Below are 18,360 nucleotides of genomic sequence, written 5' to 3' on the forward strand. Positions count from 1 at the left end.
CCCATGACCACTCCCCGTCCCGTCCACGTCGTCGGCGGCGGCCTCGCCGGTTCGGAAGCCGCGTGGCAGCTCGCCTCCTCGGGCGTGCCCGTCGTGCTGCACGAAATGCGGCCCGTCCGCGCCACCGAGGCCCATCACACCGACAAGCTGGCCGAGTTGGTGTGCTCCAACTCCTTCCGCTCCGACGACGCCGAGTACAACGCGGTCGGCCTGCTGCACGAGGAAATGCGGCGCTGCGGCTCGCTGATCCTGCGTTGCGCCGACGCGCACAAGGTGCCGGCGGGCGGTGCGCTCGCCATGGACCGCGACGGCTTCGCCGGCGCCGTGACCGAGGCGGTCGCCGGCCACCCGCTGGTCACCATCGTCCGCGAAGAGGTCGCCGGCCTGCCGCCTGAGGATTGGGACAGCGTCATTGTCGCCACCGGCCCCCTCACCTCGCCGGCCTTGGCCGAAGCGGTGCGGGCGTTCACCGGTGAGGAATCGCTGGCCTTCTTCGACGCCATCGCGCCCATCGTCTATCTGGAGAGCATCGATCTCTCCAAGGCATGGTTCCAGTCGCGCTACGACAAGCCCGGCCCCGGCGGCACCGGCAAGGACTACATCAACTGCGCCTTCGAGAAGGACGACTACCGCGCCTTCATCGACGCCCTGATCACCGGCGAAAAGGGTGATTTCAAGGAGTGGGAGAAGACCACGCCGTACTTCGAAGGCTGCCTGCCCATCGAGGTGATGGCGGAGCGCGGCGTCGACACGCTTCGCTACGGCCCGATGAAGCCGGTCGGCCTGACCAACCCGCACAAGCCGGAGCGCCGGCCCTACGCGGTGGTGCAGCTGCGCCAGGACAACGCGCTGGGCACGCTGTACAACCTCGTCGGCTTCCAGACCAAGCTGCGCCATGCCGAGCAGACGCGCATCTTCCGCATGATCCCCGGCCTGGAGAGCGCCGAGTTCGCGCGCCTCGGCGGCATGCACCGCAACACCTTCCTCAACAGCCCGCGCCTGCTGGACAAGACCCTGCGCCTGAAGGCGCAGACGCGCCTGCGTTTCGCCGGACAGGTCACCGGCTGCGAGGGTTATGTGGAGAGCGCCGCCGTCGGCCTGCTGGCCGGCCGCTTCGCTTTGGCCGAGCGGCTGGGCCGCGACCAGCCGGCGCCGCCGCTCACCACGGCGCTGGGCGCTCTGCTGGGGCACATCACCGGCGGCGCCGAGGCGGAGACCTTCCAGCCCATGAACGTCAACTTCGGCCTGTTCCCGCCGGTGGACGAGCGAATCCGCGGGCGCGAGCGCAAGCTCGCCTACACCCGCCGGGCGCTGGAGGATCTGGCGGGCTGGCTGGCCGGCGCTTAGGCATTCGCCTTATTATTGTTCGGCACACGAAGCATCTTTCATACGCACGTCCCTTGACGTTATGGTAATGCCACCCATGGCGGGCCAAAACGAAAGAGGCAGGGTATGAGCTTCAGCAATCTGCGCATTGGCGGGCGCATCTTCGCCGGGTTCGGCATCGTTCAGGTCCTGGTGATCGTGCTCAACGTGATCGCGGTCATCGGGCTGGACGCGGTGCGCGGCAAATTCGACAGCTTCGCCGACATGTCGCACGACGCCGCTGCGGTGGACGAGCTGGAACTGAGCGCGGTCACCGTGCAGCTGCGCACCGGCACCTTCCTGATGGCCCGCACGCCGGAGGCGTTCCAGGAGGCCGAGCGGGCCTTCGAGCAGTTCAGCCGTGCCGTTGCCGAAGCGCGCCGGGAGGTGCAGCACCCGACGCGCTCGCCGCTGATCGAGGAGATCGCCAAACAGACCGAAGCCTACCGCACCACCCTCGCCCGCATGGGCGAGCTGATGATCAAGCGCAACGAGGTGGTCGACGGGGCGCTGGCGCGCAGCGGCGGCAACATCCGCACCAAGCTCAGCGAGCTGATGGAGTCCGCCAGCATGGACGGCGACTATCAGGTGGCGTACTTGGCCGGAGCTGCGCTCGAAAAGCTGGTGACCGCGCAGGTCTACTCGATGAAGTACCTGGACACCAACGCGTCGTCGGACGCGGTGTACACGCTGGGGCAACTGCGGGAGCTGTCCACCGCCATCGGCGAGCTGGAAAAGCAGGTCAAGGAAGTCCACCACAGCGAATTGCTGGCCGGCGTCCTGGCCAGCATTCCCCGCTTCGAATCGTCCATGGAGACGTTGGTCGAGGTCGTCAGCGAGCGCAACCGTCTGCGGACGGAGACGCTCGACCGAATCGCCAACCAGATCGCCGAAAAGGCCACCACCATCCGCACCGCGGTCAAGGCCGACCAGGGCGTCGTGGAGCGCGAGGCTGCCGACGAGGCTCAGTCCACCGAACAGCGCTCCATCGTCCTGACGGTGCTGGCCGTGGTGCTCGGTCTGTTCGCCGCCTGGGGTATCGGCCGCGGCATCACCCGGCCGGTCCACGCCATGACCAGCGCCATGGACCGCCTCGCCCGCGGCGAACTGGGCACGGAAGTGCCGGGTCTCGGCCGGCGCGACGAGATCGGCGAGATGGCGCAGGCGGTGCAGGTGTTCAAGGAAAACGCCCAGGCCATGGAACGTATGCGCGGCGAGCAGAAGGAGCAGGAGCAGCGGGCCGAGGTGGAGAAGCGCCGCGCGCTGACCCAACTCGCCGACAGCTTCGAGGCCAGCGTGCGCACGGTGGTGGAGGGTGTCTCCACCTCGGCGACGCAGCTTGAAACGAATGCCCAGAGCCTGTCCTCCACCGCCGAGCAGAGCCGCGCCCAGGCCGCCGTGGTCGCCAACTCGGCCCACCAGACCGCCGCCAACGTGCAGACGGTCGCCGCCTCGGCCGAGGAGATGACGAGCTCCATTGGCGAGATCACCCGGCAGGTCGGCCAATCGGCCGAGATCGCCCAGCGCGCCCAAGGCCGTGCCCAAGCCACCAGCGACACCGTGCGCACGCTGGCCGATCAGGCCCGCAACATCGGCGAAGTGGTGAACCTGATCAACGACATCGCGTCGCAAACCAATCTGCTGGCCTTGAACGCCACCATCGAGGCGGCGCGGGCCGGCGAGGCCGGCAAGGGCTTTGCGGTCGTGGCGTCGGAGGTGAAGAACCTCGCCACCCAGACCGCCAAGGCCACCGAGGACATTGGCCAGCAGATTTCGGCCATGCAGGGGGCGACCAGCAGTGCGGTGGACGCCATCGTCGAGATCGTCCAGACCATCGCCGAGATCAACCAGATCGCCACCACCATCGCCGCCGCGGTGGAGCAACAGGACGCGGCGACACGCGAGATCGCCCGCAACGTTCAGCAGGCGGCGGTGGGCACGCAGGAGATTTCCTCGACCATCGGCAGCGTCCAGCAGGCCGCCGACGGCACCGGCAGCGCCGCCGGGGAGGTCCTGCACGCGGCTCGCGCGCTGTCCCAACAGTCCGAACGCCTGTCGGGCGAGGTGGAACGGTTTATTCGGCAGGTGAGGTCGGCGTAGGGAAGCTACCCCTCCCCTGCCTCCGGCGGGGGAGGGAATAGGCTGCCCCTAATACCGCCCCCGCATCGCCGCCCAGGCCAGCTTGAGCTGCCGCATGGGATGCGGCATCTGCACCCGTGCCGCCATCACCTCGTGATCCGCTCCGGCCAGCGCGCCGAGGTAAATGTCGGCCAGCGTCGCCCCCAGCAGCGCCGGTACCGCCGCGCGCGGCACCTCACGCCGCAACGCCCGCGCCCGCCCCAAGTGCTCGCGCGCCACCTCCGCCACTTCACGCACCACCGGCCGCAGCGCCTCCCCCGCCTTGCCCTCGATCACCGCGCGCGACCCCAGGCCATGCACCGCCAGACGGTCGGCCGGCAGCAGCACGCGGTTCCGCCGGGCAAGGTGCGGGACCGCGCGCAGCAGCCCCACCAGCGCGTAGGCGATGGCGGCGTGCCGCCCGGCCTCGGCCGCCGCGGCATCGCGCACGCCGAGCGTCTCCAGGCCGAGCAGCACCAGCGGCGCCGAGGTCACCTCGGCGTAGTTGACCAGACACGCCATACTGGCCGGCGGTTCGTCGTCCAGGTCGGCCTCGCGAGCGTCGATCAGCCGGTCGAAGTGGTCGCGCGTCAGGCCGTGCGCGGCGATGGCCGCGGCCACCGGCTGCACCACGGCGTGCACCGGTACCGGGTCGCCCGCGTAGGCGGCGTCGATGCCGTCGCGCCACCATTGCAGGCGCATCTGGCCGAGCATCGGTTCGCTGACCACTTCGCGCGTCTTGGCGATCTCCAGATTGAAGGCGCTGAGCGCGAAGAGTGACTCGCGCCGGTCCGCCGGAGCGAATAGGCTGATCAGGAAGCGGTCGTTGTCGTATCGCCGAACCTCCTGTCCGCAATAGGACAGGTCGGTCGTTTCGTTCGCCATCGGGTGCCTGTCCGGAAAATTAGGGGTGGATGCGTTCTGGGGACGGGTCAAGGTCCGGGCGGCGATTATATTAGGGTGGAGGGGTCACCGCGCCAGCCCCGATTGGCAGCAGGAGCAGGCTATCGTCATGGCCGATTTCAACGTCGTCCCGACCACCACCTCGAAGCCCGGTCCTTTTGCGCGCAAGGACGCGCGCAATGAAAACTTTCCGGTCGCCTCGCGGCTGCTGCCTCGCCATCTCAGGCCACACGTGCTGTCGTTCTACAAGTTCGTGCGTCTGGCCGACGACATCGCCGACGATTCGGAGCTGGAAGCCGAGAGCAAGCTCGCCTACCTCGACGCGCTGGAACGCGCGTTGACGTCGGGCCAAGCCAAGCACGCCTACCTCAAGCCGGCGCTCGACCTGCGCGCCAGCCTCCAGGCAACCGGAGTGTCCGACCGCCACGCCCGGCAGGTGTTGCGCGCCTTCCGCCGCGACTCCGTGGGGGCGCGCTGCCACACCTGGAGCGACCTGCTGCTGTATTGCCGATTCTCCGCCAACCCGGTCGGCCGCTACCTGTTGGAGTTGCACGGCGAGGGGCCGGAGGCCGGCCCGGCGGCGGACGCGCTGTGCTCGGCCTTGCAGGTGCTCAACCATTTGCAGGACGTGCGTGACGACTGGGTGCAGCTCGGCCGCTGCTATGTGCCGCTGGCATGGTTCGAAGAGGCCGGGGTCAGTGTCGAGCGGCTGGTCGAGACCGGGGCCGACGACAAGCTGCGGGGCATCTTCGACCGGTTGCTCGACCACACCGACCGGCTGGTCGAGCGGGCTTCCGCGCTGCCCGGCCTGATCAAGCACCGCGGCCTGCGCATGGAGGCGGCCGTCATCCTCAGCGTTGCGGAATCGCTTGCGCACCGACTCCGCGTGCGCGATCCAATGAAGAAGCGCGTGGAGCTCGGGGCACACCAGAAGATGCTCGCTCTGGCCCGAGGCATCGCGCGAGGGATCACACAGTGACAGTCTGAAGGCCGCTCGATCCACGCGAATTACCTCTTTTGCGCATTTCGTTCGTTTTCCGGCCTTCACTTTGCGGTGCAGCGGACATATGTCAGCGCAGGAGGCGCAGTGCCACTCGGCACCGGGCATTCCGCCCGCACGCACGCAATCAAGAAGAGGGTCACGATCCTATGGCGTTCGAACTTCCGCCGCTCCCGTACGCGTACGACGCTCTGGAGCCGTTCATGTCGTCGCAGACGCTGCATCTGCACCATGACAAGCACCACCAAACCTACGTCACCAACCTGAACAACCTGACCAAGGATTCGCCGCTCGCCAACGCCAGCTTGGAAGAGCTGATCCAGCAGAGCGCCGGTGACGCCGGCAAGGTCGGCATCTTCAACAACGCCGGGCAGGTGTGGAACCACACCTTCTACTGGCAGAGCATGAAGAAGAACGGTGGCGGCAACATCCCCGGCGAGCTGGAGAAGCGCATCGCCGCCGATTTCGGTTCGGTGGACAAGTTCAAGGAAGAGTTCTCGCAGGCCGCCATCACGCAGTTCGGCTCGGGCTGGGCGTGGCTGTACCTGGAGGGTGGCAAGCTGAAGGTCTCCAAGACCGGCAACGCCGACACCCCGGTCGCCAAGGGCCTGTTCCCGCTGCTGACCGTCGACGTATGGGAGCACGCCTACTACGTCGATTACCAGAACCGCCGCGCCGACTTCGTCAAGGCGTTCCTTGAGAGCCTGGTGAACTGGGAATTCGTCGCCGAGCGCCTGTCCAAGGCCCCGGCCTGACGCGTACACGTACACACGTACGGATACCAAAAGGGGCTCCGCAAGGAGCCCCTTTCTTGTTTGTTACGCTGGCATCAACGCCGCAGCCACCCGCCGACCCTCGGCCAGAAGCACATTGTACGTCCGGCACGCCGCCCCGGTGTCCATGCTGTCGAGCACGATGCCCTGCGCCCGCAATCCCTCGCGCAGAGCCCGCGGGACGAGCTGATTCTTGATCCCGCAGCCGAGCAGCAGAATCTCCACCCGCGGTGCGGCGTCGAGGATGGCCCGGAAGCTCTCGACCGTCAGGCCGGCGAAGTCCGGCACGTCCCAAGCCAGCGTGCGCTCCGGGAAGATGATCAGCGGACCCGGCAGCCATGTGCCGCGCACGCAGAACTGGCCTTCGCCGTAGCCGTCGATGACCTGCCGGTCCGCCGGGATGAGCGGCGTTACGTCCATACCGAATACACCCTGATTACGGCGTTTGCTGCGCCTGGGGCGCCGGAGCTGCGGCCTCGGGGGCACCACGGCGCAGGCGGTTCTCGCCCAGGAACAGCAAGATGGGCGCGGCGATGAAGATCGACGAGGAGGTCGCCAGGAAAATGCCGAAGATCAGCACGATGCCGAAGTCCTGCAACGCCTCGCCGCCGAAGATCGCCAGCGGCACGATGGACAGGAGCGTTGCCAGCGAGGTGCCGAGCGTACGGTTCAGCGTCTCGTTGATCGACAGGTCGATCAGCTGGCGCAGCGGCATCTTCTTGTAGATGCGCAAATTCTCGCGCATCCGGTCGTACACCACCACCTTGTCGTTGATGGAGTAGCCCATGATGGTGAGGATGGCGGCGATGGCCGTCAGGTTGAACTGGATGTCGAACAGCACATAGAAGCCGATGGTCTTCGTCACGTCGAGCAGCAGCGTGACCACGGCGCCCAACCCGAACTGCCATTCGAAACGGAACCAGATGTAGACGAGCATCGCCCCCATGGCGAGGCCCAGGGCGAGCATGCCGTTGCGGAACAGCTCGCCCGACACCGAGGCGCCAACCGCCTCGACCCGGCGCACCTGGGTGCCCGGAAACTCCTGGGCCAGCGTCGCGCGCACCTTGTCGGCGGCCTTCTGCTGGGCGGCGTCGTCGCCGGGCTGGCGCTCCAGGCGGATCAGCACGTCCTGCTGCGAGCCAAACTCCTGCAACGCAACCGAGCCCATGCCGAGGCCACTGAGCGTGTGGCGCATCTTGCCGAAGTCGGCGGCTTGCGTGGTGCGCGCCTCGATAACGATGCCACCGGCGAAGTCGATGCCGTAGTTCAGGCCGGGGTAGAAGTACAGGACGATGGAGGCGACCGACAGCACGATGGACAGGATGATGCCGGCGTACCGCCCCTTCATGAAGGCGATCTTGGTGTTGTCGGGAACCAGACGCAGATGGAACATGGAATTACCCCTTACACCGGCAGCGCGGCCGGCTTGACCCGGCGCAGCCAGCTCACCATCAGCAGGCGGACCAGCACGGTGGCGGTGAACATGGAAATCAGGATGCCGAAGGTGATGGTGACCGCGAAGCCCTTCACCGTGCCGACGCCGAACACGAACAGCAGCGCCATCTTGATGGCCGTGGTCAGGTTGGCGTCGATGATCGTGGCGTAGGCGCGCGAGAAGCCGGCCTCCATCGCCGCGAACGGCGTGCGGCCCTTCTTGGCCTCCTCGCGGATGCGCTCGTTGATCAGGATGTTGGCGTCGACCGCCAGACCCAGCATCAGCAGGATGCCGGCGATGCCCGGCAGAGTCAGCGTCGCCTGCATCACCGACAGCGCGGCCACGGTCAGCACCAGATTGACCAGCAGGCCGAAGCACGCCATGGCGCCGAACAGCCCGTAGGCGGCCAGCATGTAGACGCACACCATGCTGAAGCCGACGATCACCGACATCAGGCCGGCGTGGATCGAATCGGCACCAAGGTCGGGGCCGACCGTGCGCTCCTCGATCACCTTCAAGGGCGCCGGCAACGCACCGGCGCGCAGCAGCACGGCGAGGTCGTTGGCGCTCTGGGCGTTGAAGTTGCCGCTGATCTGGCCACGGCCGCCGGTGATCGGCTCGCGGATGACCGGCGCGCTGATCACCTTGTTGTCGAGCACGATGGCGAACGGCCGGTTGACGTTCTGCTTGGTCACCTCGGCGAAGCGGCGGGCGCCCAGGGAGTCGAACTCGAAGTTCACCACCCAGTCGCCGGTCTGGTTGTTGGTGCCGGCGGTGGCGTTGGTCAGGTTGGCGCCGTCCACCTCGACCTTGCGGCGGATGACGTAGCTGGCTGGGCCACGGCCGCCCTCGGTGCTTTGCAGGATCTCCGAGCCCGGAGGGGCGCGGCCGGTCGAGGGGTCGGCGTTCGGGTCCACCAGCCGGAAGGTCATCTTCGCGGTGGTGCCGAGCAGGCGCTTGATGCGGTCCGGGTCGTCGATACCCGGAAGCTGGACCAGGATGCGGTCCAGGCCCTGGCGGGCGATGATCGGTTCGCTGACGCCGGTTTCGTCGATGCGGCGGCGGACGATCTCGATGGACTGCTCGACCGCCTGCTGGGCGCGCTGACGCACCGCCTCGTCGCTCAGCGCCAGCGTGACCGTGGGGCCGTTGGCCGACACGGTGACGTCGGGCACGCCGCCGCCCATCGCTCCGGCGCCGACGCTGATGGCGAGCTGCTTGAGCTGCTTCACCGCCTCGTCGGCCTGGGCAGCGTCGCGCAGTTGCACGGTCACCTGACGGTCGCCGGCCGACAGGCCGGTGTAGCCGATGTTGGCGGTGCGCAACTGGGTGCGCGCCCCGTCCACCAGGGCCTCCAGGCGGTCACGGATGACCGCGCCCATGTCGACCTCGAGCAGCAGGTGCGAGCCGCCGCGCAAGTCGAGGCCGAGGTGCACGCGGGTCTGCGCGTACCAATGGGGCAGGGCCGCCAGCATGTCCCGGCCGAGGACGTTCGGCAACGCAAGGACGACACCCAGCAGGCAGACCGCCAGGATCGTGTAGATCTTCCAACGCGAGAAGTAGAGCATGCTGTGCCGAACCCTCTTGGGGACCTGACCGCGGAGTTACTTGCGGCCGAACAGTTTGCCGAGGCCCTTGGCCTCTTCCGCCTTTTCGGCGGGCGCGGCCGTCTCGCCTTCGGCGGCGGGAGCGGAGCCCTTGGTCGGCTCGGTGCGGGCGAGGACGAGGTTGATGGTGGAGCGCATGCAGCGCACCTTGACGCCCTCGGCGATCTCGACCTGAACCTCGTCGTCGGGGCCGATCTTGGTCACCGTGCCGATGATGCCGCCGCCGGTGACGACGCGGTCGCCGCGCCGGACGGAATCGAGCATGGCCTTATGCTCCTTCATCTTCTTCTGCTGCGGACGGATCAGCAGGAAGTAGAAGACGACGAAGATCAGGATCAGCGGCGCGAACTGGACAAGCATGTCGCCGCCGGCAGCGGGGGCCCCAGCGGTCTGGGCGAAGGCCGTCGATACGAACATCCTGGAGGCTCCTTGTTTTTTGAATCGTTGGCGCGCGGCATGATACGGGCGCGACTATAGCCGCCCCCGCCCGCGATGCAATGGGATTGGGCAGCGCGCGTCGCTTGTCCGCCGCCGGCACAGCCGGTACGGTGGCCTACCGCCCAAAGATGGCCCCGCCGGGGCGGCTTTCCATCACTTTCCGAACGGACTTCGCCGTGTCCACGCCCGAATCCCAGATCCTGCCTTTGCTGACCCGCATCGCCGACGCCCTCGACCGCCTCGCCCCGCCGCCGGCCCGGCCGATGGATTTGGCCGCCGCCGACGCCTTCGTCTGGCACGCCGACCCCGACCGGCTCGACCCGGTACCGGCGGTGAACCGCGTCGAGATCGGCTTGCTCCAGGGCATTCAGCGGGCGCGCGACATCCTGCTAGAGAACACCCGGCAGTTCGCCGCCGGGCTGCCGGCCAACAACGCGCTGCTCTGGGGTTCGCGCGGCATGGGCAAAAGCTCGCTGGTCAAGGCGGTGCACGCCCAGGTCAACGCCGAGAAGCCCGGCACGCTGGCGCTGGTGGAGATCCACCGCGAGGACATCCCCACCCTGCCCCGCCTGCTGCACCTGCTGAAGGGCCGGGAGCGGCGCTTCATCCTGTTCTGCGACGATCTGTCCTTCGACCACGACGACAACCACTACAAGTCGCTGAAGGCGGTGCTGGAGGGCGGCGTCGAGGGGCGGCCGGACAACGTGATGTTCTACGCCACGTCCAACCGCCGCCACCTGATGCCGCGCGACATGATCGAGAACGAGCGCTCCACCGCCATCAACCCGGCGGAGGCAGTCGAGGAAAAGGTTTCGCTGTCCGACCGCTTCGGCCTGTGGCTGGGCTTCCACAATTGCGACCAGCCGACCTACTTCGCCATGGTGGACGGCTACGCCAAGCGCTTCGGCCTGGACGTTCCCGCCGAGCAACTGCACGCCGAGGCGGTGGAATGGTCGGTCACGCGCGGCAGCCGCTCGGGCCGCGTGGCGTGGCAGTTCATCCAGGACCTTGCCGGCCGGCTGGGGAAGCCCCTTCGCTGAACTGGGGGTTCGCCTCCATCTGGTCGCGGGGGTCCACCACGTGGCTCCCCTTGCGCAGCTCAAAATGGAGCTGCGGCGCGTTCACCGAGCCGGTCTGGCCGACCGTGCCGATGCGCTCGCCGCGCTTCACCTTGGCGCCGCGCTCGACCTCCATTTTGTCGAGGTGGGCGTAGGCGGTGATCCAGCCGCCGTCGTGCTTGACCAGCAGCAGGTTGCCGAAGCCGCGCAGCTCGTTGCCGGCGTAGGCGACGACGCCGTTGTCGGCAGCGAGCACCGGCGTCCCCTTGGCGGCGCCGATGTTGATGCCGTCGTTGTTCAGCCCGTCCGACTTCGGCCCGAATCCGGAGATCAGCTTGCCCTTGATCGGCCACATGAAGCGCGCCGCACCGCGCGGCGGCGGCGTGCCGACCTCGGCCTTCGGCGGCGCCGCGACGGCGACCTCCTGCGGGGCGGCGACGGGAGTTGGTTCGGCGACGGGCTGCGGGGCGGCAGCCGGTTCGGACGGTACCGGTTTGGCGGACGGTGGGCGCAGCGACTTCGGCCCTTCACCGGGCTGGAAGCCCGGAGCACCGGGAACAGCGCCGGCAGCGGCGACGGCCACCGGTGCCACGCTGGGGGCCGGCAGCGGCACGCCCATAGGCTTGCCGGCCGGAGTGGCGATCGGTGTCGGCGGGGCGGAGGCCCCGCCGGGCGGTGCCAGTTCGGTCACCTGAACGCCGCCGCGGCTGACCTTGGCCGCGGGCGCAGCAGCGACCGTGGGTGCACCGCCGGAGTCGGCGGTCTCGGTGATCCGGTTGCCGCCGGCCGGCAGGCGCAGGGGCTGGCCGGAGTGCACGGCGTAGGGCGCGTTCAGGGCGTTGAGGCGCGACAACTCGGTCATCTCGACATTGAACATGCGCGAGATGCTGGTCAGCGTATCGCCCTTCTGCACGATGTACTGCCGTGCGCTGGGCAGCACCACGCGCTGGCCGGGCTCCAGATTGTAGGGCGGCGTCAGCCGGTTCACCTCGATGAGGTCGCGCAGCGGCACGTTGTAGCGGCGCGACAGCGTGTACAGGCTGTCGCCGCGCGCGACGATGACGGCGCCACCGGCCGATTCCGGCGCGTTGCCGACGCTGGTGACTGGCGGCGGCGGCCCGGTGCGCTGGCAGGCGGCGGCGAGCGGCAGCATCACGGCCAGGGCGAGCAGGGTACGCACGCTCATGCCTGACGAGCCCGCAGGTCGGTATCCGCGGGCTGGTCGGACAGCAGGGGCACGAAGCGGACGGGCCACAGATCCTCCCGGACGAAACTGTTGTCGGTGCGCCGGATGCGGACCACGCGTTGCTCGCCGTAGTTCCCCGCCGCCAGCGGAATGATCATGACACCACCAACCGCGAGCTGATCCGTCAAGTCTTTTGGCGCATCAGGACCACCAGCGGCTGTGACCATGATGCGGTGAAATGGCGCAGCCTCGGGCCAGCCGCGGGTGCCGTCGCCGTGCCGGGTGGTGATGTTGTGCAGGCGAAGCTGGTGGAAGCGCCTCTCCGCCTCGTGCAGCAGCGGCCGCAGCCGCTCGATGCTGTACAGCCGGCGGCACAGCTTCGAGAGCACCGCCGCCTGATAGCCGGACCCGGTGCCGATCTCCAGCACCCGGTGGCGGTCGCTCAGTTCCAGCGCCTGGGTCATCAGCGCGACGATCAGCGGCTGGCTGATCGTCTGGCCGAGGTCGATGGGAAGGGCGGTGTCTTCCCACGCCTGATCCAGGAACGAGGGAGGAACGAACATCTCGCGCGGGACCCGCTCGATGGCGGCGAGCACATTGGTGTCGGTTACCCCCGACCGGCGCAGCGCCATGATCAAGCGGATCTTGCGCGCGTCGATGCTCACGTAAACGCCTGTTTCAGCGTCGCCAGCGTCGGGGTGTGGGTCAGGTCGAGGAACAGCGGGGTTACCGAGATCCCGCCATTGAACACCGTGTGGATGTCCGTGTCCGTCGCGATGTCCGCCTCCCCGCGCAACGCGCCGATCCAGATGTACGGCCGGCCGCGGGGATCGACGCGCTCCATCAGCTCGTCGCCGATCTTGCGTTTGCCGTGGCGCACCACCTGGATGCCGGTCACCTCGCCTGGCTCGACCGCCGGGAAGTTGACGTTGAGCAGCACGTTCTTCGGCCACGCCACGGTGACCGCCTTGCGGATCACCTCGGCCCCCCAGCGCTCCGCGGTCTGCCACTTGATCGGCTCGCCGTTGACGAAGTGCGCGCTGAGCGCGATGGCCGGCACGCCCAGCAGCGTCGCCTCCATGGCGGCGGCGATGGTGCCGGAATAGGTGACGTCCTCGCCGATGTTGGAGCCCTGGTTGATGCCGGACAGCACCAGGGTCGGCTTGTCGTCGCCCTTCATCACGTGGTTGATCGCCAACAGCACGCAGTCGGTCGGCGTGCCGTCCACCGTGTAGCGCTTCTCGCCGACCTTCTTCAGGCGCAGCGGGCGGTGGATGGTCAACGAGTGGCTGGCGGCGGACTGCTCCGCCTCCGGCGCCACCACCCAGACGTCGTCGGTCAGCGACCGGGCGATCTTCTCCAGCACCTGGAGACCCTGGGCGTGGATGCCGTCGTCGTTGCTGAGAAGAATGCGCGCCTTCGACAGATCGAGCGGTAGCTTAAACATGCGCCTCAATCCTCTCCAGCCCACGCATGTAGGGCCGGAGCGCTTCGGGAACCAGGATCGACCCGTCCGGCTGCTGGTAATTCTCCAGCACCGCGATGAGGCAGCGCCCCACCGCCACGCCCGAGCCGTTCAGCGTGTGCACGAACTGCGTCTGCTTGTCGCTCTTGGCCTTGCTGCGCGCCTTCATGCGGCGCGCCTGGAAGTCGCCGCAGTTGGAGCAACTGGAAATCTCGCGATACGCGTTCTGCCCCGGCAGCCAGACCTCGACGTCATAGGTCTTGCGGGCCGAAAAGCCCATGTCGCCGGTGCACAGCACGATGGTGCGGTACGGCAGGCCCAGCGTCTGCAACACCGTCTCGGCGCACCGGGTCATACGCTCGTGCTCGGCCTCCGACTGCTCCGGGGTGGTGATGGAGACCATCTCCACCTTCCAGAACTGGTGCTGGCGGATCATGCCGCGGGTGTCCTTGCCCGCCGCCCCGGCCTCGGCGCGGAAGCATGGCGTCAGCGCCGTGTAGCGGTGCGGCAGGCTGTCCTGATCGAGGATCTGGTCGGCGGCGAGATTGGTCAGCGGCACTTCCGAGGTCGGGATCAGGAAGTGGTCCGTGTTGGTGCGGAAGAGGTCTTCCTCGAACTTCGGCAACTGGCCGGTGCCGAACAGTGCGGTGTCGCGCACCATCAGCGGCGGCGCCACCTCGGTGTAGCCGTGCTCGCCGGTGTGCACATCCAGCATGAGCTGCGCCAACGCCCGCTCCAGCCGCGCCAGACCGCCCTTCAGCACCGTGAAGCGCGAGCCCGACATGCGGGCGGCGGCGTCGAAGTCCATGAGCTTCAGCGCCTCGCCCAACTCGAAATGCTGCTTGGCGTTGGCGATGGGCTTGGGCTCGCCCCAACGGCGGATCTCGATGTTGTCGTGCTCGTCCTTGCCGTCCGGCACGTCGTCGGCCGGCAGGTTCGGCAGGCGGGCGAGCAGGTCGTCCAACTCGGCGCCGATGCGGGCCTCCTCCTCCTCGGCCTGCGGCAGACGCTCCTTGAGCAGCGCCATCTCGTCGAGGATCGGCTGAACGTCGCGGCCTTCCCGCTTGGCCAGCCCGATTTCCTTGGCGGCCTCGTTGCGGCGCGCCTGCATCTCCTGCATGCGCGTCTGCGCGGCACGGCGGCGCTGGTCGAGGTCGAGCACCGTGCCGGACATGGGCTCCAGCCCCCGGCGGGCCAGCCCGCGGTCGAAGGCTTCGGGATTGTCGCGGATGGCGCGGAGGTCGTGCATGGCGGGCGGTTTCGGTGATTGAAGGTGGGACGCCGGTTATAGTCCGCCTCCCCCGACAAATCCAGAGCGGGGCCGTCTATGACGGCTGTGCGGTTTTTTCCAATCCGGCGTGTGTGATACAGCTTGGGGGCCAACCTTCCGTATCGGGAACACGCCGCCAGAATGATCCTCGATTCCCGCACGCTGGTCGTCGTGGCCATCCTGCTCGCCGCGATGTTTGGCGCCGCGCATTTCCTGACATGGCGGATCAACCGCAGCGCCATGGCCTTGCGCTATTGCGCGACCGCCGATCTCATCGCCGCGCTCGGATTTCTGCTGGTCGCCCTGCGCGGACCGGATCCACCGGTGTGGACGCTCGTAGCGACCAACGCGGCATTGGCGGCGTTCCACGTCTATTTGTGGCGCACCGTGCGCTTTTTCACCGGCCAGCCGATACCGCTACGGCCCTTGGCCGCGCTGGTGGCCGCCTACCTCCTCGGCGCTCTGTACTTCAGCGCCGTGGTGCCGAGCGTCAGCGCGCGCATCGCCCTGGTCTCCTGCTACGCGGCGGTGATGGGCACTCTGTGCGCCACCGATCTGTTGCGCAACGCGCGCGGGTTCCCGAGCACGCCGGTCAGCGTGGTCGGCTTCATCCTGCTCGGCCACGCCGGTTTCAATGTGCTGCGCGCCGGGCTGTCGCTGGCCGACGCGCAGCTGCCCGATCTCCTGGCGCCAAGCGTGGTTCAGACCCTGGCCTTCATGGAAAACCTGCTGGTGTTCGTCGCCATCGGCATCGGTCTCGTCATCATGACGACGGAGCGCTTGCAGGCGGACCTGCGCCGCACGGCCACCTACGACATGCTGACCGGTATCCTCAACCGGCGCGCCTTTCTCGACCTCGCCGAACGGGAAATGGCGCGCTCGCGACGCAGCGGCGTGCCGCACTCGCTGCTCGTGATGGACGTCGACTATTTCAAGCAGGTCAACGATACCTACGGCCATCAGGCCGGCGACGCGGTGCTGAAGGCCGTCACCGCGACCATCGCCGGCAGCCTGCGCCAAGTCGATCTGTTCGGCCGCTACGGTGGAGAAGAATTCTGCATCCTGCTGCCGGAAACCCGCCAGGATGCCGCGCTGGTCGTGGGCGAGCGCATCTGCGCGATGCTCGCCGGACTGGTGGTGCCGCACGACGGCAATCTCATCTCCACCACCGTCAGCATCGGTGTGGCGGAAAGCTTACCGGGAGCTGCCAGCTTCGACACCCTCGTCGCCGAGGCCGACGCGGCGCTTTACCGCGCCAAGTCCTTGGGACGCAACCGCGCCATCGTCCATCAGCCCGAGCCCGTCGGGACCTGAGCCCCGACAGCACCCCGGTCAGTCGGCGGCGGTGCCGGCCTCGTCGGCGGCCTCGCTTTCGGCGCGCTTCTTCTCGATGGATCGGCCGATCCAGATGGAGACCTCGTACAGGACCAGCATGGGGATCGCCAGACTGACCTGACTCACCACGTCGGGCGGCGTCAGCACGGCGGCGATGATGAACACGAAGACGATGGCGTAGCGCCGCTTGGCGACCAGCGTTTCGGTGGTCATCAGCCCGGCGCGGACCAGCAATGTCAGGATGACCGGCATCTGGAAGGCGATACCGAACGCGAAGATCAGCGTCATCACCAGATGCAGGTATTCGCCGACACGCCCCTCGAACTCGATGGGAAGCTCGCCGGGCTGGGTCGGGTGGAACTCGAAGCCCAGGAAGAACTTCCAGGCCAGCGGGAACACGAAGTAGTAGACCATCGCCCCGCCGAGGAAGAACAACACCGGCGTGGCGGCCAGGAACGGTAGGAACGCCTTGCGCTCGTGCTTGTACAGGCCGGGCGCCACGAACATCCAGATCTGGCTGGCGATGATCGGGAACGAGAGGAAGCAGCCGGCCCAGAACGCCACCTTCACGTTGGTGAAGAACGCCTCGGTTAGGCCGGTGTAGATCATCCGCCGCCCCTGCCCGGCCAGAATGTCGGAGAGAGGCTGCAGCAGGAAATTGTAGATCCTGTCCGACACGAGATAGCAGAGCAGGAACGCCGCCAGCAGCGCCGCGATCGAATACATCAGCCGGTTGCGCAGCTCGACCAGATGGTCGATCAGCGGCATCTTGCTCTCTTCGATCTCGTCGTGCTCGGGTTCCGTGGACGCGTCGGTCATGTCGTCTTGTCGGTGGCGGGTTGCGGCGCCGGAGCGGCGCCCGGATCTGCGGTGGCGACCACGGAGTCGGCGGCGGCCTTGGGCGCTTCGGCCGGCGCAGCCTCAGCCGGCACCGGCGGCAAGGCCGCGGTCGGCTCGGGTGCGGGCGGCGGCGCATCCTCGGCCGGGCTGCCGGGGTGACCGGTGGCGCCGGTCATCTCGGGGGGCACGTCGAAGGCTTTCTTCAGCTCGCCTTTCGGGTCGAACTGGTCCTCCACCATCTGCTTGATGTTGAGGTCGCGGGCCTTCAGCGCCTGCTTGCGCAGGTCGTCCAGCTCGGCCTCGCGCATCATCTCATCGATGTGGCCCTGGAAATCGCGCGCCACCAGACGCGCCTTCCGAACCCACTTGCCGATGCCATAGATCGCCTGCGGCAGATCCTTCGGGCCGATGACCACGAGGGCCACGACCGCAATGACCATCAGTTCGGACCAGCCGATGTCGAACATGCGTCCTCGAACCTCTCAGCCGGCTTCGTGAGCGGCGACGGCGCCGCTCAGGTGCGGGCCGCCTCGTCCTTCTTGATGCCGGGCTCGGCGGCGGCCGGGGCAGCGGCATGGGTCGGCAGCGGCGTCACGGTTGCAGCGGGCTGCGCGGGTGCGACCTCGTCCTCTTCGCCTTCCTTCAGGCCGGCCTTGAAGTTCTTGATGCCCTTGGCCAGGTCGCCCATCACCTTCGGCAGCTTACCGGCGCCGAAGAGAAGCAGCACGATCAGAAGAACGATGATCCAGTGCCAGATGCTGGTAAATCCCATGGTCTCCAGTTCCCGAGCGTTGGCCCCATGTTGGGGCGGCACTATGGCAGAAACGTTTCCGGCCCGCAACGATGGGGGAACCGGGCCGCCTACCCGAGTCAGTTAGGCATTTCGGCGGAGGAAACGAGGGGTTCGTCGTGCGATTCCGGGTTTCACTCGCCCGATTCATCGTCTTCCGCGGGTGCCGGCTCCGCGCCGTCCGACACGCCCCCCGACACGCCGTAGAGAACCGGGCGCGAGTCGAGCAGGCCGGCGGAGCGCAGATCCTCGAGTCCCGGCAGATCGCGCAGATTTTCCAGGCCGAAATGGTCGAGGAAATGATCGGTGGTGATCCAGGTCAGCGGCCGGCCCGGCGTTTCGCGCCGGCGGCCGGGGCGAATCCAGCCGTGCTCCATCAGGATGTCCAGCGTGCCCTTGCTGGTCGCCACGCTGCGGATCTGCTCGATCTCGCCGCGGGTTACCGGCTGGTGGTAGGCGATGATCGCCAAAGTCTCGATGGCGGCGCGCGACAGCTTCTTGGAGACCTCCTCCTCCAGCCGCATCAGCGGAGCGAGGTCCGGCGCGGTGCGGAACGCCCAGCCGCCGCCGGTGCGCACCAGATTGACGCCGCGCGGCGCGTAGTGCACGCGCAGATCGTCCAGCAGAGCGCGCACGTCGACGTCCGGCCCCAGCCGGCCGCCCAACGCCGCCTCGTCCAGCGGGTCGGCCGAGGCGAACAGCAGCGCCTCCAAGAGCCGCAGCTTCTGGATCTTCGCTTCGACCCGCTCGGGGTCCTTGACCATTTCGATCATGCCG

At 67.8% G+C, this 18,360-nt stretch carries 19 protein-coding genes; 6 read left to right on the plus strand and 13 right to left on the minus strand.

Annotated elements, in window-relative coordinates; all coding sequences use genetic code 11:
- The first annotated feature begins 3 nt into the window (after window positions 1–3).
- Together trmFO and ACSVDD_RS02440 are read left to right on the plus strand one after the other, a co-directional pair.
- The gene (trmFO, locus tag ACSVDD_RS02435) at window positions 4–1,347 is read left to right on the plus strand and encodes a methylenetetrahydrofolate--tRNA-(uracil(54)-C(5))-methyltransferase (FADH(2)-oxidizing) TrmFO (protein WP_448187695.1); all 1,344 of its coding nucleotides are present in this window, start codon (window positions 4–6) and stop codon (window positions 1,345–1,347) included.
- Window positions 1,348–1,452: 105 nt separating this feature from the next.
- Window positions 1,453–3,465, plus strand: a complete 2,013-nt coding sequence (locus tag ACSVDD_RS02440; protein WP_448187696.1) for a methyl-accepting chemotaxis protein — start codon at window positions 1,453–1,455, stop codon at window positions 3,463–3,465.
- Between the two features lie 48 nt (window positions 3,466–3,513).
- Here the strand turns inward: ACSVDD_RS02440 and ACSVDD_RS02445 are convergent, their stop codons facing one another.
- Window positions 3,514–4,368 (minus strand): phytoene/squalene synthase family protein, encoded by an 855-nt coding sequence (locus ACSVDD_RS02445; RefSeq protein ID WP_448187697.1) that lies wholly within the window; start codon window positions 4,366–4,368, stop codon window positions 3,514–3,516.
- 127 nt (window positions 4,369–4,495) lie between these two features.
- Here ACSVDD_RS02445 and ACSVDD_RS02450 point away from each other — a divergent pair, with 127 nt between their 5' ends.
- Together ACSVDD_RS02450 and ACSVDD_RS02455 are read left to right on the plus strand one after the other, a co-directional pair.
- Window positions 4,496–5,365 carry a squalene/phytoene synthase family protein gene (locus tag ACSVDD_RS02450; protein WP_448187698.1) on the plus strand — a complete coding sequence of 290 codons (870 nt, stop codon included), beginning with the start codon at window positions 4,496–4,498 and terminating at the stop codon, window positions 5,363–5,365.
- 170 nt (window positions 5,366–5,535) lie between these two features.
- Window positions 5,536–6,141: a superoxide dismutase gene (locus ACSVDD_RS02455; RefSeq protein ID WP_448187699.1), complete on the plus strand. Its 606-nt coding sequence runs from the start codon at window positions 5,536–5,538 to the stop codon at window positions 6,139–6,141.
- A 63-nt stretch (window positions 6,142–6,204) separates the two neighbouring features.
- Here the strand turns inward: ACSVDD_RS02455 and ACSVDD_RS02460 are convergent, their stop codons facing one another.
- From ACSVDD_RS02460 to yajC, 4 genes are read right to left on the minus strand one after another with little or no spacing between them, the layout of a single operon-like run.
- Entirely contained in the window at window positions 6,205–6,579 is a 375-nt protein-coding gene (locus tag ACSVDD_RS02460; protein WP_448187700.1) for an Mth938-like domain-containing protein, read from the minus strand.
- A 16-nt stretch (window positions 6,580–6,595) separates the two neighbouring features.
- The gene (gene secF / locus ACSVDD_RS02465) at window positions 6,596–7,552 is read right to left on the minus strand and encodes a protein translocase subunit SecF (protein WP_448187701.1); all 957 of its coding nucleotides are present in this window, start codon (window positions 7,550–7,552) and stop codon (window positions 6,596–6,598) included.
- Between the two features lie 11 nt (window positions 7,553–7,563).
- Window positions 7,564–9,162 (minus strand): protein translocase subunit SecD, encoded by a 1,599-nt coding sequence (gene secD / locus ACSVDD_RS02470; RefSeq protein ID WP_448187702.1) that lies wholly within the window; start codon window positions 9,160–9,162, stop codon window positions 7,564–7,566.
- Window positions 9,163–9,198: 36 nt separating this feature from the next.
- Window positions 9,199–9,618 (minus strand): preprotein translocase subunit YajC, encoded by a 420-nt coding sequence (gene yajC, locus ACSVDD_RS02475; RefSeq protein WP_448187703.1) that lies wholly within the window; start codon window positions 9,616–9,618, stop codon window positions 9,199–9,201.
- Between the two features lie 197 nt (window positions 9,619–9,815).
- Between yajC and ACSVDD_RS02480 the strand changes: the two genes are divergently transcribed.
- Window positions 9,816–10,679, plus strand: a complete 864-nt coding sequence (locus ACSVDD_RS02480; protein WP_448187704.1) for an ATP-binding protein — start codon at window positions 9,816–9,818, stop codon at window positions 10,677–10,679.
- Here the strand turns inward: ACSVDD_RS02480 and ACSVDD_RS02485 are convergent.
- The 4 genes from ACSVDD_RS02485 to serS are packed head-to-tail and all read right to left on the minus strand — an operon-like array spanning window position 10,636 to window position 14,597.
- Window positions 10,636–11,883: a peptidoglycan DD-metalloendopeptidase family protein gene (locus ACSVDD_RS02485; protein ID WP_448187705.1), complete on the minus strand. Its 1,248-nt coding sequence runs from the start codon at window positions 11,881–11,883 to the stop codon at window positions 10,636–10,638. The two genes, ACSVDD_RS02480 and ACSVDD_RS02485, sit on opposite strands and share 44 nt — an antisense overlap.
- Window positions 11,880–12,548, minus strand: coding sequence for a protein-L-isoaspartate(D-aspartate) O-methyltransferase (locus tag ACSVDD_RS02490; protein WP_448187706.1), 669 nt, complete (start codon window positions 12,546–12,548; stop codon window positions 11,880–11,882). Before ACSVDD_RS02490 ends, ACSVDD_RS02485 begins: the two co-directional genes overlap by 4 nt.
- Entirely contained in the window at window positions 12,545–13,330 is a 786-nt protein-coding gene (gene surE, locus ACSVDD_RS02495; protein WP_448187707.1) for a 5'/3'-nucleotidase SurE, read from the minus strand. The genes ACSVDD_RS02490 and surE overlap by 4 nt, the downstream gene beginning before the upstream one ends.
- Window positions 13,323–14,597: a serine--tRNA ligase gene (gene serS, locus ACSVDD_RS02500; RefSeq protein ID WP_448187708.1), complete on the minus strand. Its 1,275-nt coding sequence runs from the start codon at window positions 14,595–14,597 to the stop codon at window positions 13,323–13,325. Before serS ends, surE begins: the two co-directional genes overlap by 8 nt.
- 162 nt (window positions 14,598–14,759) lie before the next feature.
- On the opposite strand from serS, the gene ACSVDD_RS02505 reads away from it, so the two are divergent.
- Window positions 14,760–15,932 (plus strand): GGDEF domain-containing protein, encoded by a 1,173-nt coding sequence (locus ACSVDD_RS02505; protein ID WP_448187709.1) that lies wholly within the window; start codon window positions 14,760–14,762, stop codon window positions 15,930–15,932.
- 18 nt (window positions 15,933–15,950) lie between these two features.
- Here ACSVDD_RS02505 and tatC read toward each other — a convergent pair whose 3' ends face one another.
- From tatC to scpB, 4 genes are all read right to left on the minus strand, one after another.
- A complete protein-coding gene (gene tatC / locus ACSVDD_RS02510) occupies window positions 15,951–16,772 on the minus strand; it encodes a twin-arginine translocase subunit TatC (protein WP_448187710.1) in 822 nt (273 codons plus the stop codon).
- Window positions 16,769–17,260: a Sec-independent protein translocase protein TatB gene (gene tatB / locus ACSVDD_RS02515; RefSeq protein ID WP_448187711.1), complete on the minus strand. Its 492-nt coding sequence runs from the start codon at window positions 17,258–17,260 to the stop codon at window positions 16,769–16,771. The genes tatC and tatB overlap by 4 nt, the downstream gene beginning before the upstream one ends.
- A 47-nt stretch (window positions 17,261–17,307) precedes the next feature.
- The gene (locus ACSVDD_RS02520) at window positions 17,308–17,565 is read right to left on the minus strand and encodes a twin-arginine translocase TatA/TatE family subunit (RefSeq protein WP_448187712.1); all 258 of its coding nucleotides are present in this window, start codon (window positions 17,563–17,565) and stop codon (window positions 17,308–17,310) included.
- A 152-nt stretch (window positions 17,566–17,717) separates the two neighbouring features.
- Complete coding sequence (gene scpB, locus ACSVDD_RS02525; RefSeq protein ID WP_448187713.1) at window positions 17,718–18,356, minus strand: SMC-Scp complex subunit ScpB; 639 nt, start codon at window positions 18,354–18,356, stop codon at window positions 17,718–17,720.
- Window positions 18,357–18,360 lie beyond the last annotated feature (4 nt).

The organism is Azospirillum terrae, assembly GCF_053470425.1.

Bases quoted from the DNA above. Each gene is read 5' to 3' on its own strand.
- ACSVDD_RS02445 (WP_448187697.1), bottom strand. From the start codon at position 4,368: ATGGCGAACGAAACGACCGACCTGTCCTATTGCGGACAGGAGGTTCGG.
- ACSVDD_RS02455 (WP_448187699.1), top strand. From the start codon at position 5,536: ATGGCGTTCGAACTTCCGCCGCTCCCGTACGCGTACGACGCTCTGGAG.
- ACSVDD_RS02520 (WP_448187712.1), bottom strand. From the start codon at position 17,565: ATGGGATTTACCAGCATCTGGCACTGGATCATCGTTCTTCTGATCGTG.
- ACSVDD_RS02440 (WP_448187696.1), top strand. From the start codon at position 1,453: ATGAGCTTCAGCAATCTGCGCATTGGCGGGCGCATCTTCGCCGGGTTC.
- surE (WP_448187707.1), bottom strand. From the start codon at position 13,330: ATGTTTAAGCTACCGCTCGATCTGTCGAAGGCGCGCATTCTTCTCAGC.
- serS (WP_448187708.1), bottom strand. From the start codon at position 14,597: ATGCACGACCTCCGCGCCATCCGCGACAATCCCGAAGCCTTCGACCGC.
- trmFO (WP_448187695.1), top strand. From the start codon at position 4: ATGACCACTCCCCGTCCCGTCCACGTCGTCGGCGGCGGCCTCGCCGGT.
- secF (WP_448187701.1), bottom strand. From the start codon at position 7,552: ATGTTCCATCTGCGTCTGGTTCCCGACAACACCAAGATCGCCTTCATG.
- ACSVDD_RS02450 (WP_448187698.1), top strand. From the start codon at position 4,496: ATGGCCGATTTCAACGTCGTCCCGACCACCACCTCGAAGCCCGGTCCT.
- ACSVDD_RS02485 (WP_448187705.1), bottom strand. From the start codon at position 11,883: ATGAGCGTGCGTACCCTGCTCGCCCTGGCCGTGATGCTGCCGCTCGCC.
- scpB (WP_448187713.1), bottom strand. From the start codon at position 18,356: ATGATCGAAATGGTCAAGGACCCCGAGCGGGTCGAAGCGAAGATCCAG.
- yajC (WP_448187703.1), bottom strand. From the start codon at position 9,618: ATGTTCGTATCGACGGCCTTCGCCCAGACCGCTGGGGCCCCCGCTGCC.
- tatB (WP_448187711.1), bottom strand. From the start codon at position 17,260: ATGTTCGACATCGGCTGGTCCGAACTGATGGTCATTGCGGTCGTGGCC.
- ACSVDD_RS02505 (WP_448187709.1), top strand. From the start codon at position 14,760: ATGATCCTCGATTCCCGCACGCTGGTCGTCGTGGCCATCCTGCTCGCC.
- ACSVDD_RS02460 (WP_448187700.1), bottom strand. From the start codon at position 6,579: ATGGACGTAACGCCGCTCATCCCGGCGGACCGGCAGGTCATCGACGGC.
- tatC (WP_448187710.1), bottom strand. From the start codon at position 16,772: ATGACCGACGCGTCCACGGAACCCGAGCACGACGAGATCGAAGAGAGC.
- secD (WP_448187702.1), bottom strand. From the start codon at position 9,162: ATGCTCTACTTCTCGCGTTGGAAGATCTACACGATCCTGGCGGTCTGC.